Annotated in this window: 12 protein-coding genes, 1 tRNA gene and 1 pseudogene; 6 read left to right on the top strand and 8 right to left on the bottom strand. The window is 52.7% G+C overall.

Going from position 1 to position 16,012, the window contains the following annotated elements:
• The 4 genes from fimC to sfmF are packed head-to-tail and all read left to right on the top strand — an operon-like array spanning position 1 to position 4,831.
• Entirely contained in the window at positions 1-693 is a 693-nt protein-coding gene (gene fimC / locus CWM66_RS06520; protein WP_107146385.1) for a type 1 fimbria chaperone FimC, read from the top strand.
• Positions 694-711: 18 nt separating this feature from the next.
• Positions 712-3,285, top strand: a complete 2,574-nt coding sequence (locus tag CWM66_RS06515; RefSeq protein WP_107146384.1) for a fimbrial biogenesis usher protein — start codon at positions 712-714, stop codon at positions 3,283-3,285.
• A 13-nt stretch (positions 3,286-3,298) separates the two neighbouring features.
• Positions 3,299-4,306 (top strand): type 1 fimbria D-mannose specific adhesin FimH, encoded by a 1,008-nt coding sequence (gene fimH / locus CWM66_RS06510; protein ID WP_107146383.1) that lies wholly within the window; start codon positions 3,299-3,301, stop codon positions 4,304-4,306.
• Between the two features lie 9 nt (positions 4,307-4,315).
• A complete protein-coding gene (sfmF, locus tag CWM66_RS06505; RefSeq protein WP_107146382.1) occupies positions 4,316-4,831 on the top strand; it encodes a fimbria assembly protein in 516 nt (171 codons plus the stop codon).
• Between the two features lie 49 nt (positions 4,832-4,880).
• Here the strand turns inward: sfmF and fimZ are convergent, their stop codons facing one another.
• The 3 genes from fimZ to CWM66_RS06490 form a co-directional block, all read right to left on the bottom strand.
• Positions 4,881-5,513: a fimbria biosynthesis transcriptional regulator FimZ gene (gene fimZ / locus CWM66_RS06500; RefSeq protein WP_107146381.1), complete on the bottom strand. Its 633-nt coding sequence runs from the start codon at positions 5,511-5,513 to the stop codon at positions 4,881-4,883.
• 613 nt (positions 5,514-6,126) lie between these two features.
• The gene (locus CWM66_RS06495; protein WP_233218366.1) at positions 6,127-6,843 is read right to left on the bottom strand and encodes a DNA-binding response regulator; all 717 of its coding nucleotides are present in this window, start codon (positions 6,841-6,843) and stop codon (positions 6,127-6,129) included.
• 20 nt (positions 6,844-6,863) lie between these two features.
• Positions 6,864-7,526, bottom strand: coding sequence for an EAL domain-containing protein (locus CWM66_RS06490; RefSeq protein WP_107146380.1), 663 nt, complete (start codon positions 7,524-7,526; stop codon positions 6,864-6,866).
• Positions 7,527-7,818: 292 nt separating this feature from the next.
• Between CWM66_RS06490 and CWM66_RS06485 the strand changes: the two genes are divergently transcribed.
• Both CWM66_RS06485 and CWM66_RS06480 read left to right on the top strand, forming a co-directional pair.
• Positions 7,819-7,895: transfer RNA gene (locus CWM66_RS06485), tRNA-Arg, on the top strand.
• A 173-nt stretch (positions 7,896-8,068) separates the two neighbouring features.
• A pseudogene (locus CWM66_RS06480) lies at positions 8,069-9,019 on the top strand (tyrosine-type recombinase/integrase); the annotation flags it as partial.
• Positions 9,020-9,392: 373 nt separating this feature from the next.
• Here the strand turns inward: CWM66_RS06480 and CWM66_RS29220 are convergent.
• From CWM66_RS29220 to hflK (CWM66_RS06455), 5 genes are read right to left on the bottom strand one after another with little or no spacing between them, the layout of a single operon-like run.
• The gene (locus CWM66_RS29220) at positions 9,393-9,887 is read right to left on the bottom strand and encodes a hypothetical protein (RefSeq protein WP_227135932.1); all 495 of its coding nucleotides are present in this window, start codon (positions 9,885-9,887) and stop codon (positions 9,393-9,395) included.
• Positions 9,856-11,790: a cation-translocating P-type ATPase gene (locus CWM66_RS06470; protein WP_107146379.1), complete on the bottom strand. Its 1,935-nt coding sequence runs from the start codon at positions 11,788-11,790 to the stop codon at positions 9,856-9,858. Before CWM66_RS06470 ends, CWM66_RS29220 begins: the two co-directional genes overlap by 32 nt.
• Positions 11,787-12,857: a protease modulator HflK gene (gene hflK, locus CWM66_RS06465; RefSeq protein WP_107146378.1), complete on the bottom strand. Its 1,071-nt coding sequence runs from the start codon at positions 12,855-12,857 to the stop codon at positions 11,787-11,789. The genes CWM66_RS06470 and hflK (CWM66_RS06465) overlap by 4 nt, the downstream gene beginning before the upstream one ends.
• A complete protein-coding gene (locus tag CWM66_RS06460) occupies positions 12,854-13,852 on the bottom strand; it encodes an SPFH domain-containing protein (protein WP_007373634.1) in 999 nt (332 codons plus the stop codon). Before CWM66_RS06460 ends, hflK (CWM66_RS06465) begins: the two co-directional genes overlap by 4 nt.
• The gene (hflK, locus tag CWM66_RS06455) at positions 13,849-15,750 is read right to left on the bottom strand and encodes a protease modulator HflK (protein WP_107146377.1); all 1,902 of its coding nucleotides are present in this window, start codon (positions 15,748-15,750) and stop codon (positions 13,849-13,851) included. The genes CWM66_RS06460 and hflK (CWM66_RS06455) overlap by 4 nt, the downstream gene beginning before the upstream one ends.
• Between the last annotated feature and the right edge of the window lie 262 nt (positions 15,751-16,012).

Raw genomic sequence — 16,012 nt, 5'->3', positions numbered from 1 at the left:
ATGAACACAATACTTAAATCAGGCTGGATAATGGGCCTGTTAATGATTATTACGCCACTGGTACATGCTGCTGGTGGAATTGCTCTGGGCGCTACCCGGGTAATTTACCCGGCAAATGCAAAACAGACCTCACTGTCGATCACCAACAGTGACAGCAAAGAGCGTTTTCTGGTGAATTCGTGGATTGAGAACAACCGGGGCGAGAAAGAGAAAGCGTTTGTGGTCACGCCGCCTTTATTTGTTAGCGAGCCGAAAAGCGAAAACACATTGCGCATTATTTATGCCGGGCAGCCGTTGCCAACGGATCGCGAATCGCTGTTCTGGATGAATGTCAAAGCTATTCCGTCCGTCGATAAAGCGAGTCTGAACGGCAAAAACGTTCTGCAATTGGCAATCCTGTCGCGCATCAAGCTGTTCGTGCGTCCGCAAGCGCTGCCTGGTTTGGCGGAAGACGCGCCGGGGCTGCTGCAATTTTCTCGCGTTGACCAACGTCTGAAGATTACCAACCCTTCGGCTTACTACATCACTCTAGTGAATTTACAGGTGGGTAAGCAGAAGCTCGATAACGTGATGGTCGCACCGAAAAGCAGCAGTCAGTTACTGCTACCGCCTGATGCGATGGGTAATGTGTCTTTCCAGACGGTGAACGATTACGGTGCGGTAACCTCGGTAAAAACCGCCAGCCTGCCTTAAGTGCGCGGGTGAAAGACGATGATCATCACTAACCTCAGGTGCCCGGTTTACGCGCGATTGGCGTTGCCGATACTGGCTGTGTTGTATCCGGCGCCAGGGCGTGCGGAGAGCTACTTCAATCCGGCATTTTTATCGGAGGATGCTGCCGCAGTAGCGGATTTGTCGCGCTTTGAAAAAGGCCATCAACCGGCTGGCGTCTATCGGGTGGATATCTGGCGCAATGATGAATTCGTCGCCACTCAGGATCTGCGTTTTGACATTTCCCATAATGCCGCAGCTTCCGCAGCTGGCGGTCTGACACCTTGTTTTAGCGTTGACGGGTTGAAGCGGCTTGGGGTGAATGTGCAGGCTTTCCCGGCGATCGCCCAGGCTCAGGATCCGCAATGCATTAACCTCGCGGAAGTTATCCCTGGTGCGGAAGCTAACTTTGATTTTTCTGCCATGCGTTTGAATGTAGGGTTACCGCAGGCCTCAATGCAGAACAGCGCGCGCGGCTATATTCCGCCAGAAGAGTGGGATGAGGGGATCGCCGCTGCGCTGCTGAACTACAGCTTTACCGGCAGCCGAAGCACGGACAGCGATAACTATTTTTTCAGCTTGCAAAGCGGCCTCAACTATGGCCCGTGGCGGCTACGAAATAACAGTACGTGGCGCTATAGCCGCAGCGGCAACGAACATACCCGCGACTGGAAAAGCAGTGCCAGCTGGCTTCAGCGCGCTATTGTGCCGCTCAAAAGCGAACTGGTGATGGGCGACAGCAATACCGGTAACGAGGTGTTTGACAGCCTTGGCTTTCGCGGTGTTCGGCTCTATTCCGCTGACAGTATGTATCCTGACAGCCTGCAAGGTTACGCGCCGACGGTACGCGGTATTGCCCGCACACCGGCAAAACTGACGATTCGCCAGAACGGTTATGTCATTTATCAAAGCTACGTTGCAGCTGGCGCGTTCGCCATCACGGATTTGAACCCGACCTCATCGAGCGGCGATCTTGAGGTTACTCTGGACGAGAAAGATGGTAGCCAGCAACGCTATACGGTGCCGTATTCAACCGTGCCGCTGTTGCAGCGTGAAGGCCGCATTAAATATGACCTGGTTGCCGGGGATTACCGCAGCGGCAACAACCAGCAATCATCGCCCTTTTTTGTCCAGGGCACGATCGTCGGTGGGCTACCGGAAGGCTATACCGCCTACAGCGGTACGCAGCTGGCTAAGCGTTACCGAGGGTTTGTCGCGGGTCTTGGGAAAAACCTTGGCGACTGGGGGGCTGTTTCGCTGGATTTAACTCATGCCTGGAGTGAACTGGCTGATGATAGCCGCCATCAGGGACAGTCGCTGCGTTTTTTGTACGCCAAATCCCTTAACCAATACGGCACCAACTTCCAGCTACTGGGCTATCGCTACTCCACGCGGGGCTTCTATACGCTGGATGACGTCGCCTACCGCAATATGGAAGGTTATGAGTACGAAGAGGAGAGCGACGGCACGCGACAGACAAAAAGAGTTATCACTCACTATCACAACCTGAATAACAACAAGAAAGGGCGTGTGCAGGTCAACATTTCACAGAACTTTGGCGACTACGGGTCGCTGTACCTTTCCGGTAGCCAGCAAACCTACTGGAACAGCGACAAAGCCAATACCTGGTATCAGTTGGGCTATGCCAGCGGCTGGCAGGGGATGAGTTATTCCTTATCGTGGTCGTGGAACGAATCCCCTGGCAGCAATCGTGCCGATCGTATCGTGGCTCTCAATATTTCGGTGCCGTTCAGCGCGCTGTCCGGCCGGCGTTACAGCCGTGAAAGCGTCTTCGATCGGGCCTATGCCAGTTTCAACGCCAGCCGCAACAGCAACGGACAAAACAACTGGCAGAGCGGCGTGGGCGGCACACTGCTGGAAGGGCGCAACCTGAATTACAGCGTCAGCCAAGGACACAGTCGCAACGGGTATAGCGGTAACGCCAGCGCGAACTGGCAGGCAGGCTGGGGCACGCTGGGTATGGGATACAACTACGATCGCAATCAGCATGAATATAACTGGCAGCTCAGTGGCGGCCTGGTGGGCCATGCCGATGGCGTGACCTTCAGCCAGCCGCTGGGCGATACCAATGTACTGATCAAAGCGCCGGGCGCGAAGGGAGTCAGCATCGAAAACCAGACCGGCGTGAAGACCGACTGGCGTGGTTACGCCGTGATGCCTTATGCCACGGTGTATCGTTACAACCGCGTCGCGCTGGATATCAATACCATGGATAACCACACCGATGTGGAAAACAGCGTCAGCAGCGTAGTGCCGACACAAGGCGCGCTGGTGCGCGCCCGTTTCGACACAAGAATTGGCGCGCGCGCGTTGATCACCGTACTCCGCGGCAATCGCCCGGTGCCGTTTGGTTCCGTAGTGCGTGAAACCACCAGCGGTGTGACCAGTATGGCGGGCGAAGATGGGCAGATCTATTTGAGCGGCCTCCCCCTGCAAGGCGAACTGTGGGTGCAGTGGGGCGAGGATGCGGCATCACAGTGTCGCGCCCGCTACGCGCTGCCGGAAGCCAGTCTCCAGCAGGCGGTGGCTATGGCAAGCGCCAGTTGCAAATAATAAGGATCATCAGATGAAGAGATTTTCTGTCGGGTTTTGCGGTGTGCTGTTACTGACTGCGGCAACCTCAGTGCAGGCAACTATATGCTCAAATGTCAACGGCACGCCTACGGATATCTTTTATGATCTGTCGAATGTGTTTACCAGCAGCAATAATCAAGTGGGACAAGTGGTGACGCTGCCGGATAAATCCGGCTGGGTTGGCGTGCAGGCTGTGTGCCCGGCCGGAACGACCGTCAACTATACCTATCGCAGCTATGTCAGCGAACTGCCGGTGCAAAGCGTGGAAAATGGCTACAGCTACCTGAAGCTTAATGACTATTTACAAGGAGCGATGAGCATTACTGACAGCGCGTCAGGCATGTTTTATCCGCCGAAGAACTATATTCGCATGGGGACGCACCCCAATGTTTCGAAGCAAAAACCGTTTGGGGTGATGGACTCGAAGCTAATTTTCAAACTGAAGGTTACGCGGCCATTTATCAATATGGTGCCGATCCCGCGCCAGACGATGTTTACCGTGTATGTCACTTCAGGCAATACGGATGCGCTGACCACGCCGGTTTATACCATCAGCTACAGCGGCAAAGTGGAAGTGCCGCAAAGTTGTGAAGTGAATGCCGGGCAGGTGGTGGAGTTTGATTTTGGCGATATCGGTGCGGCGCTGTTCAGCCAGGCCGGAGCCGGTAACCGGCCGCAAGGCGTCACGCCCCAAAGCAAAACGGTGGCGATCAAGTGCACCAACGTGGCGGCGCAGGCTTATCTCTCAATGCGGCTGGAAGCGGAAAAAGTCAGCGGGCGAACGATGGTTTCGGATAACCCGGATTTGGGCTTTGTCGTGGCGAATGCCAGCGGTACGCCGCTGACGCCGAATAATATGACCAGCAAGATCCCCTTTCAGCTTGATGACAACGCGGCGGCGAACGTTGGTATCCGCGCCTGGCCGGTCAGTGTCAACGGCAACAAACCGGCCGAAGGCCCCTTTACCGCACGCGGTTATCTGCGTGTGGACTACGACTAAGGTGTCGCGATGAAAAAATTAGGCCCTCTGTTGTCGCTGGCGGTGCTGTTTAGCGCCGTTACTCAGGCTGACACCTCACTCGGAGAGATCAACATCGAACTACGCGGTAATGTGGTGGATTTCAGTTGTTATGTTGAGATGGCTGACAGTCACAAAACCGTGGAACTGGGGAGATGGCCCACAAAACAACTGCAAACCGCGGGCAGCACAACGCCGTTGGTGCCGTTCACTCTACGGCTGGCAGGCTGCCCGCCGGGTAGCGCGTCGATTACTTTTTCGGGGATTTCTGCAAATGGTACATCGCTGCTGGCGTTGAGCAACAGCGCGATGGCGCAAAAGGTGGCCATTGAGCTACGCGACCACGATCGCATGTCGCTGGCACTGGAAAAAGCCAGCCAGCCTGTCGCCGTGGACAGCGACGGTAATGCGACACTGCGCTTTTACGCCAATTACATTGCGCTGGCGGATAATCCCCCACCGGGCAGTGCCAGTGCTGATGCGACGTTTACCATTAATTATTATTAACGCCTCACCAATAAAAAATACTCCCGGAACACTCTCCCGGGAGTATTTTCTACAACAATTCGTGGCTTTTCGCGTAATCAATCAGTTCGACAATTGTGTGAACCCCAAGTTTGGCAAAGATATTTGATTTGTGAGCGCTTATTGTCTTGTTACTCAATAATAATTGTTCCGCAATCTCTTTGTTTGATAATCCGTTAGCCAGGTATCGTAATACTGTTACTTCCCGGTTGGATAACGGCATATCCCGTGGTTCTCCTTTCCGTTTTCCCGGATGGTTTATATAGGTCAGCGTCTCTGATGGGAAAAAAGAGTATCCGGCCAGAATCATTTTTACGGCATTATAGATATCATTAAGATCTTTTCGTTTGCTGACAAAACCATTGGCGCCCGCGCGGATTGCACGTGCTGCATAAAATGATTCGGATTTCGATGACAAAAAAAGTACGTTAACATCCTCTCGTATCGCTTTGATTCTTCTCAATAAAGAAAAACCATCCGTTTTAGGTAATTCAATATCCAGAATAACCAGATCGACAGGTTGAGCACGGATATAATCAAGGGCGGTACGGCTATCATCTGTTTTCAGTACCACTTCGACGTTCTTGTTTTTCTCTAACAATACTTCAATCGACATCCTGACAATAGGATGTTCGTCCATAATGATAACGGAAGCTGGTTTCATTTTTTTATGCCTCAGATTTTTTAATACTACGTCTACGCAGGTGTGCCACAGACGTTGAAAGGAAGTTTTAAATTCAATTATTCTGTGACGGAGAATAGTTCCATAGGGAAATCGGCAACATCCTTGTTTATAACGCTATTTCCACTCGCAGCCTGCGAATGTGGAAAATATCAGATTCGTACTGGTACAGAGAAAATTCTTATTTGTTAATAAGCCAAATCAATTATACCTGGGAAGTTTCATCAGAAAAGTCTGATGAGTAATGGGGATAAATCTTTGAATATGAAGTTCTGTAATGAAGAATATTTAAATACCAGAATGAAGTTATAATTTGTATTTTTGTATTTTGGTGGTTTTTTATTTTGTTTTTGTCGGGTAATATAATCTATTAATCTGATTGTTTTGTCTGTGTTAATTTATTTTCTGTCAATTATTATGATGAACAGTCGGTAAATGACTTAGTTTTCAATAGATAGGCTGCGGCTTAAAACGCAGGTCTGTTCCCAGGATTATTTATGATTGTTATATTTTTGTGAAAAATATTCTTAGCAAGCACAACTCGTTAAGCCATTTCTTAAACAGGCCGTGGGAATAACCCTTGCGCTTTTCGATTTTAACGATTCGCATCCAGCGTTAACCGGTGCAGCAGGTGGAGGAAGCTCTGCCTGTCCGGTAGCCCAAGTTGTGCCAGACACCTGGCGAGCCGGTATGCCACCCGATGGTAGGGAAGATTTAGCTGCCGGGCAGCGCATTTCAGACTCTCGCCTTGCGCCAGGATACAAATGAGCCGCCACTGTGCAGGTTGAAAAGGTGGAGAAGCGTTATGCGGGTCCGGTGGCGTCAGCAGTGCTTGCCTGAATGGGGCAATGGGAAGATCCCGCCTGAGGATATGAAACGGGCCGCAGGCGCGCAAAAAGTTAAGCAAAGCAGGGTCATGGCCGGCCGCTAGTAAATAGATGTGTAAATCAGGATGGCTTTGCGCCAGTTGTCGCAGGGTTTCCAGCGCCGAAAAGCGCGAGGTTGTCAGGCTCTCCATGTCAACGATTAGGCGTGAAAGTGCGCGATCTTCCAGTCGATGCAGGGCCGACTCCAGCGAAGGGAATACTGCGCTACGTTTTACCGAAAAGAGGCAGCGGCGCCATGCGTAAACCAGAAAACCATCGGTTGAGATCAGCAACTGGCTGATCACGCATTCTGGCAGCGTAAAGTTGAGTTGCTGGCTAAGATGCTCCAGTTTATCAAACACCTGCGGTGTGCGCTCCCGGTTGGGTAAAACGGTGTGGTCAGCCTGATGACGGCGATTTTTTTCCCTGCGTATTACTGTGCGCATTTTTCCCTCGCGAACCTGTTTTACTCCTGTGAAGCAAACCGTGCGGGCCATAAAAAGCCTTGCCCAAATTGCGCCCCCGCCAGACGGGCTATGTCACGTTGCGCAGCGGTCTCTATTCCTTCCACCAGTATGCCGTTGGCGAATTGTCGGGCATGGCGCAAGATACGGCGCAGGCGCTCTGGCGTGCGGCTAAGCTGCCAGAAGGCGTTTTTATCCAGCTTGACGCCGGAGACACGCCATTCCGCGCTGGCAAAGGCGATGATCGATTCCTCATTAAGATCATCAAGCCAGATTGCGGTACCGGTGTATTCAAGGCGGGCGATATTGCGCTGCACCCGTCGCTGCTCTGCACCGCCGAGGCGGAAAAATGCCTGCGCATCCTGGATTTCAATCATTAAATTGGGTCGACATAATGCCAGGAGCTCCATAAACAACGTTGTACAAAGCAGAACGTTAATGGGCAGGTTAAGGAAGAATCTGTGCTGCGGTTTAGGGAAGGTTAGGTTTTGTGCCTGGTTACGGAAGCACTGGAGTAATTTTTCGGGCGTTTGTTGTCTGAACCAGCCATCAACATTGCCGATCTCTGGCAAATGGCTGAGAACTTCGTAGCCGTAAAGGGCATCGTTATCGAGTTGTACAATCGGTTCGAATTTGAGTCTGTAGTCCAGCAAGGTATCTGACATAGCGGTGTGGCGGCTCCCTGTCCCTATTTTTTGCAAACAACAGCTTCAGTGTGACGCCCTAAACGAGGCGCACACAGGGACAAATACTTAAAGCGCGGCACGATTTTTCCTGGTAAATGTACGGAAAAGAGGCAAGTAGCTGTGAGGAATTGTCCTGGAAACAGGAAGGATGGTGCGAAATTGCCCGTAGCCGTTCACTAAGCAAGCAGCCAGCGGAAAATACATTGACTCATCAGGCGCTGACCGTATAATTCCAGCCGTTTCCACCGCAAAGGTGGGGCATCCGCGCAATGCGCCCTTAGCTCAGCTGGATAGAGCAACGGCCTTCTAAGCCGTAGGTCACAGGTTCGAATCCTGTAGGGCGTACCATTTTCAGCAATCACACCTCTACTAAATTCTCTTTTTCTCCTTTATACCCCCTGAAATTACTGGATTTTTCTGTCACGAGTTCTATCGAAGTCAACTCAGTTATACCCAAATCAAGCGGTATCTGGGTGCCTTTGAGGGGGCTCATCTCGTTCAATGGAAATTAGAGGCCCCATATGCCACTAAATGCACGACAGATTGATACTGCAAAGTCCAAAGAAAAAGAATACAAGCTCACCGATGGCTGCGGCTTGTATCTGTTAGTAAAGCCTAATGGTGGGAAGTACTGGTGCTTCAAGTACCGTGTTTTTGGTAAAGAGAAAAAACTTTCTATCGGGGTTTATCCTGACATCTCTTTGGCAGATGCCCGAATGAAACGAGAAGAAGCTCGCAAGATTGTTGCTTTAGGTGGCGATCCGAGCGAAGAGAAGAAAGCTGAAAAATTGGCTCAGAAGGCTAATGTAGAAAACACTTTCAACGCTATCGCGTTGGAATGGCATGAGTACAAACGCCCTAATTGGTCTAAGGGGTACGCTGAAGACATTATGGAAACCTTTGAAAACGATATATTCCCTGATATTGGCAAGCGTCCAATTGCAGAGATAAAGCCGCTCGAGATCCTCAGTTCGCTTCGTAAACTCGAAAAACGTGGAGTGATGGATAAACTGCGTAAAATTCGGCAGGCCTGCAACCAGGTCTTTCGTTACGCTATTGACACCGGCCGCGCTGAAACTAACCCAGCCTCAGAGTTGGCAAGTGCGTTAACTGCGCCTAAATCTGTCCATTACCCTCATCTGTTAGCGGATGAACTTCCGGCCTTCTTACAACAGGCACTGGCCGCTTATTCTGGCAGCCCAATAACCCGTCTGGCAATACGGATTCTGATGCTAACGGGTGTTCGTACCATTGAACTTCGTATGGCGGAATGGAAAGAATTTGATTTCGATAAACAAGTATGGGAAGTACCGGTAGATAGGATGAAGATGCGGCGGCCACATCAGGTGCCTCTCTCCGATCAGGTGATAGCAGCGTTACAAGAAATTCAAGCAGTCACAGGGCGTTATAAGCTGGTATTCCCCGGGCGTAACGACATCACCAAGCCGATGAGTGAAGCGAGTATTAATCAACCGGGAGCAGGTCAGAGTTCAGACGCCCCTGCGGGTATATAGCTTTTGGTGTAATATATTTTGTGAGGTGAAAATAATTAGTAATTGATTGAATTAAGTTCATGAAAATAATGTTGTGAATAAATGGGTGCTATTAAAAAAGAGAAAGATTATAGTGAATGCAATTATAAATGCCAGAAAAACCAAAATACTGAGGGAACAAGAATAATTGAATCAGGAGATTCAGAATATATATGCTTTGTATTTAGCGGATGACAAGAGTAATCACCATCACTAAATACTTGTTCCATAAAACCACATTTAATGCAATGGCATGTGGCCGCAGCCCTATGATGGGTATAGATCGAACGAACCTACAACGAGGAGGCGAGACTCAACTCATGGCCCCGCGCAGTGCTGTGCAAAAGGCGCAGTTACAGCCCTGGATAGGTATAATTTGTGTCACTCCTCCGTTCGCTGCTTCTGAGGGAATAGCATGACCACCATAGGATATACTTGTTATATTAACTTTCTGGCCAACAGGAACAGGCGATTTTGAAACAAATGCTGCTGCATGGAAGGAGGTCGCTAACAACGTCGCTCCAATGATACTTGATACTCTCATATTATTTCTCATCAACGGGGACCAGAGAATCAATCTATACCCTGAGGCCATTTGAACACCAGACGTTATTGCTGAAAAAGTGTTCATATTTATTTCAAAGTAACAACAGTATCTATGCTCAAAAATAGGCCATTTTATGCATTCATCATAGAGCGTGTTGACAGGGCGGACCTGCCCTCCGCGCAGCGTAATAAAGGCTGTTGCATGATGCTTCATGTCTTGTGAAAAAACATTATCGGGTTTCCCGTGTTGCATTAATTTCATTCGTTTCGTCAAACTGCAGCAAACGTCCGGTATTCAGCAGTACAATAAGCGTACTTAGATTATGCAGTATGGCCGCCACCAGCGCCCCGGCGGTGCCAAGAAATCCCATAGCAGCAGCGATGACGATCAGCACTGTCCAACCGAGCCCGATAATCACGTTTACCCTGAGCGTGGCGCGGCATTGCCTGCTCAGCCGTACCGCGGTGGACAGGCGTCGTAAATCGCTGCCGGTTAATACCACATCCGCTGACGCCAGCGCGATATCGGCCCCGTTGCTGCCCATGGCGATACCGACGGCGCCGGCTTTCAGCGCCAGAGCGTCGTTGATACCGTCTCCGACGACCATGGGGCGCCATCCCTCTTTTACCGCCTGATGGACCTGCTGGAGTTTTTCAGCCGGTAGCGCTTCGGCGGTCAGTTCGTCGATCCCGGTTTGTTGCGCGACCCGTTGCGCAGCGATGTGTCGATCGCCTGTCAGGAGAAGCTGACGGTCAATACCCAAGGTCTTAAGTATCGCCATCGCCTCTGGTGCCTCCGGGCGTATGGCGTCATCGAGGAGAAACCAGCCGAGAAACGCGCCATCTTCCGCCACACCGACGACCGGACCATCATGATCGGGCAGGGGAGAGACGTTTATGCGATAGCGTTCAAACAGTTCACGCCGTCCCAGCAGGGCCTGGCCCGCGCTGGTGGTCGCGATCACTCCCAGTCCCTGAATCTCCTCAACATCACGCAGCACAGTATCTGTGCCTGTCGGTCTGGCTTCAGCCAGCGCACGGCTGACCGGGTGGTTACTGGCCGCGCCGAGAGCCGAGGCCAACTGTAATACGGCCTCTTTGGGACGTTTCGTGGTGAGAATGATATCGGCAAGCCGTAGCCTGCCCTGGGTCAGAGTGCCGGTTTTATCAATAATGATCGCGTCGACATCCGCCAGCTCCTCCAGAAAAGCTGCATTGCGGATCAATATCCCATGCCGTGCGGCCACGGCGATTCCGGCCATTGACGTTGCTGGTGCCGACAGCACCAGGGCACAGGGACAAGCCGCGACCAGCACCGCCAGCATAGCCTGACTGTCATAGGTTAAAAACCAGGTAGTCGCGGCAATCAACAGGACAAGAATAAGGTATTGACCGGCGTAGCACTCTAGCATCCTGGTAATCGGAGGTTTTGCCTGCTCAGCCTCTTTCATCAGGGCGATAACTTTCCCCAGCGTAGACTCCTCGCCCGTATGGATGACCTCCACCCGCAGTAAACCGTTCAGATTCAGGGTACCGCCGAAAACAGACATTCCCGCTGTGACCTCTACCGGGATCGGTTCACCGGTGATGGAGGCCATATCGATGCTGGCGTGGCCAGAAAGAATACGACCATCCGCAGGAATTTGATCGCCAGGGCGAATGTCTACGATGTCGCCCGGCTGAAGATGCTGGCTGCTAATATTTTCCAGCGAACCATCCTGACGCACACGTCTTGCCCGGCTGTAAGCTAGTCTGCTCAGGCCGGCAATGGCCTGACGTGTACCCATTACGCTTCGTTCTTCAAGGATGTGACCGAAAATCATGATAACCGGCAGTAACGCGGCGGTCATCAGATCGCCCAGCGCCCACGCCCCGAGCATTGCCAGGACGATCAACTGGTCGGTTACGCCGTGCAGATCAGGGTACAGCAGACTGTGCCAGCCGGCGCGAAAAACGGGCACCGCGACCAGCAGCCACGCGACGCCGGCCAGAATATCGCTGACAGCCGGCTGGCCCGGCGTTATCGCGCGCCAGAGCAGGCTTAATAACAATAGCCCGATGGTGATCATCGCGATCGCGATCTGCCGCGACATACGGTGCTGTTCAGCAGGGGTTTGCAGATCGCTGCTAAAGTGGATATGTCCGTGGCTACACTGGTGACTCATGGTTTTTTCTCGCTGGCAGGCGGCGTGGCGGATTGTGGCGTGAGACCCTGTAAGATTAAACGGCTGTCGTCGCCGGGCGCGACGGCAACGACCTGTCCGGCTTGGGTCAGAATGCGGGTGACGTTATCTCGCCACAGCCGTTGTAATAGCCCCCCATCTGTTCCGTCTTGCAGCACCTGCGCTAGCTGCAATATTGTCTGGGTATCGGTACTGGCTTTTGCCAGCGTTTCTTGACGGCTGGCCTGTGCCTGCTGCATCAGACGATCGGCCTGCTGTTGCGCCTGCTGGGCGAGCAACGCTGCCGCGGTACGAGCGGCGGCAATTGTCTGATCGGCCTGTTGGCTGGCGGTCAGCACTGCATTGAATGCCGCAATGGCGTTATCCGGCAACGATGAGACAATGTCTACACGCTCAATAGTTATTCCCGGATCGTTGCCGCTGGCCGCCATTCGCGCGAGGCTTTGCTGCATGTTCTGTTTAAAATCGCTGCGCAGGCGGATACGCTCTTCCGCCGAATGCTGGTCATTCTTCGGTGTCTCAGGCTTTGCCACAAGAATGGCATCCAGATTGCGCTCCATACAAACGACCGCGGCGGCGCGTTCGGCCAGGCGGTCAATCAGCGGATCAATATGTGGGCGTTGTAGCGCGAAACGGATGGGATTGCTGACGCGCCAGAAGACACGCACATCAAGCTGCACGACGCCTTCATCACCTGTCAGTAAGTAACCCGCACCAGCGCCGGCGTCCCCGTCGCGATCCCAGCTATTGACCAGATCCAACTGCTGTTCGCGGCGTAATATCCTGACCTCGCGCTCCATAATTCGTTCTGCGGCTGGCACGCGTTCTACCCGGTCGACCGGGTGCGGCCAGGTAAGCAGCAGACCCGCATTCGCTACCCGGGTCGGTTTACCAAACTGGAAGACTACCGCTCTGCTGTCTGGAGTGACCTCATAGATACAGGATAAAAGCCACGCGCTGGCGGCAATGAGCGCCGTACCATACAGCATAAAGAAGGCGATACGGTAGGACTGTCCCCACGGTGTACGGCCCGGCAATGCTGGTGTCATCGTTTTATCTCTTTCAACGGAGCTGGCTCCTGCACCAGAGTACTGAAAGGGGCCGCGTCAGTACGCAGCACTATGCGGGTACTGGAATTGACAACAGAACGCAGCGTATCCAGCGAGCGTAACAGGTCATAGAGTTGCGGGTCGCTACGCCAGGCTTTACCGTAAATGCCGGCCGCGTCGCGCTGGGCGGCAGCAGTAATGGCCGCCGCTTTAACCGAGGCATCAGCTTCAAGAATGCGGGCGTCGCGATCGGCTTTTGAATGGATCTCCGCAGCCAGACGTTTACCTTCTGCGGTACGTTCGGCGGCGATGGTTTCGCGTTCCGCACGCATTCTATCAACAGTGGCATTCAGGGTTACAGCAGGGAGCGTCAGGCGCTCAATTCCTGTCTGGATAACGTCGATGCCGTAGCTATTAAGCAACTGTGTTTTAAGCTGCGTCTGCAACTGCTGCTCAAGCTGGGCGATTTTGATTTTTTTTCTGTCGACGTTGACGATATCCGACAGCGCGTAGTTGCTGGCGGTGGTTTCCAACGCAGAACCAATAAACGTCCGGATTTGTCGGGTCGCTTCATCCGGCTGGTTTTGTACGGCGCGAATAAAACGCAGCACATCTTTGTCGTCTGATTTTACTTTCCAGATAACCCAGGCCTGAACCAGCACCCGTAGCCCGTCACGTGTGCCTACGTCCTGCAGACCGCTGGATGTGGAGCGAATCCGCAGATCGACATCCAGAGGAGACTCAAAGGGGGCCGGAAGTCTCCATGCCAGGCCAGGCGTGAGAAGGACGCGTACCGGATCGCCAAAGCGGGTGATTACGGTCGCATTGCCGGCGCGGACTTCCAGCAAACTAGCCGTCAGGACGGCAAGCATGACCAGCAGTGCCGCCACGCCGATGCGAAGGGCGCGTTTGCCGGGCAACCGGGCTGGAGGAACATTCCGCCGCTGAATGGCGTTTGGCGCATCTCTGGCAGGGGTTAACGCAGTGATCTTCATTTTGTACTGGCCTTCTGTGGTGCGGTACTGTCTGTTAAGGCGGGATACTGGCGTAGATCCAGTACGGGTTCATTCGCGCCCTGTAGATGATTATCAAGGATCAGAAGCGGCGTATGGGCCAGCGCTTGACTCAGGATCTGGTAGCGTCGCTCGTTGATAAATGCCTCTCCCGCCAGTTGCCATGCCTGCTCTTCAGCGGAGAAATCGGTGGCGGCGGCCCTCGCGCGTGAAAGGTTTTCTGCTGCCGCAGCTTCTGCGGTATCAAAACCGGTCTGGGCCTTGCGTTGCGCCTCATTGTTGACGGTAGCCGCATACCCTTTTTCGCGCGCAATCAGGGCATTTCCCGCAATTTGCGCCGCCTGGACGCCATGATAGGCGTCGGCTGCCCCGGCGGGGGGATGGATGGCTTCAATTCGGGTAAACAGTAATTCCACCCCGGTATTAAGCTGGGTAAGGCGCTGCTGAATTTCCTGGCTAAGCGTGGCCGCCAACGTCACCCGCTGTTCATCAAGTAGCTGGTCGAGCTGTTTACTGGCAAATTGTGCCATTAATACCTGGCGTGCAACGCTGCGTATAAGTACCGGCAAATCCTCTGTTTGATATTTACTGTTAAGCGCATCCCTATCCCTTAGGCCCACGCGCCAGATCACACGTATATCCGTATTGACCATCTGGAAGTTCTGGCTGTCCATGGTGGTACTGGCGATGACCTGCGATTGGTCCGTAGCGTGGCTGTTATCCCACAGACGCCAACTGCTCTGCGGGGCTGGGCCTTCGACACTGTCCGGCTGTGCGGCAGGCTGTTTCGTTTCCGTATTATCGCTAAGCTGTAATTCGTGCACCGCGCCGTTCTCTACCGGGATAACGCGTCCAAACGGCCAGGGTAAGCCGATATGCAGGCCAGGAGAGAGAACGGCTACCGGGCGTCCGAAATGTTCATAGATACCCCGCTGATATAGCTCCACTTCGGTTAAACCACTTAGTAGCCAGCCCAGAACGGCGATACAGCAGGTAACCGGCAGAAGCTTTTTACCCAACAAACGGAACGCCTGAATCTGACGAAGATCGACGCCAAATCGCTGATGAAATGCACCCAATAACAGAACCACCGGCTGCAGCGGCCACCGATACAACGCTGTAAACAGGCTGCGGGTGAGAAAATGGGGTTCGGATTCAGCAGAGAGGGGAAGCGCCATTGCCATCATGGCACGCAGCAGATATTCCAGCGCCATCAGCAAAGCGATGAGGCTACCCAGCTTTATGAGCCACAGGGTCACTGTGAGAGAGAGCGCTGCAATCAGAAATGCCATGGTAAGCAGCAAAAAAATACTCAGGATGGCGCGAACAAGCTCAGTGTGCTGCTGTTGATATTGCCATCCCCGAATCACTTTGAAGCTGAGCATGCGCTCAATAAGCAGCAGGGTAAAACAGAGCAGAATAAAAAAGCCGGTCACTGCCAGCGGGGGAGCACTTGACTGGTCGACGGGCTGCGTGTCAGCGATATTTGCGATGGCAAAAGCGATTGCCAGCAGGGCTGTGATAAGTGTTGTTGCCAGATGTCGGTGAAAATAATGCAGCCAGGCCTGCAGACCCGGCTGCAATAATCGACCTGGCGGGCGTGGCGCAGCAGCTGTTGTTTCAGTAACGGGCTCCGAATCCTGTGGCTCAACGCCTTCACAGCGCAGTGAATTTTCCACAAAGGCCAGCGCCACAAACGTTGTCGCCAGAATTAGACGCGTAGCGGGCAGCCAGAAGCCGGGAACGGAAAATAGCTGCAGGAATAAATAGACCGCACCTGCTACAACCAGAATACAATACAGGCAGGTTTGCACTATTAACAGGCGTCGATACCTCGGGGTTACCTGAGGGGTTCCCGTAGGTAAAGGGGATTGCGACATATTTTCTCCAGTTGACCCGTCCCTGCCCGCATTATTTGGGCATATTTCACCGTCAGTTCAGCTTGCACAACGCATCAATGATGCTATGAAATAACATTGACAAAACAAACAAAGCGACTTTGCGACATAGTGTTAAATATTTCGGTTATAAGCGTAATCATTGACGTGATGTTATATTGTAACTATTTGTGTGTTTGTCGGTTTTAAGCCGGGCTTTTGCTGACGGCGGTGTCGCTATAACGCGCGGTTTTGCGAACAAGAT

It is taken from the genome of Kosakonia sp. H7A (assembly GCF_003028445.1).
Taxonomy (GTDB): domain Bacteria; phylum Pseudomonadota; class Gammaproteobacteria; order Enterobacterales; family Enterobacteriaceae; genus Kosakonia; species Kosakonia radicincitans.
This window is presented reverse-complemented; position numbering and strand designations above follow the sequence as displayed.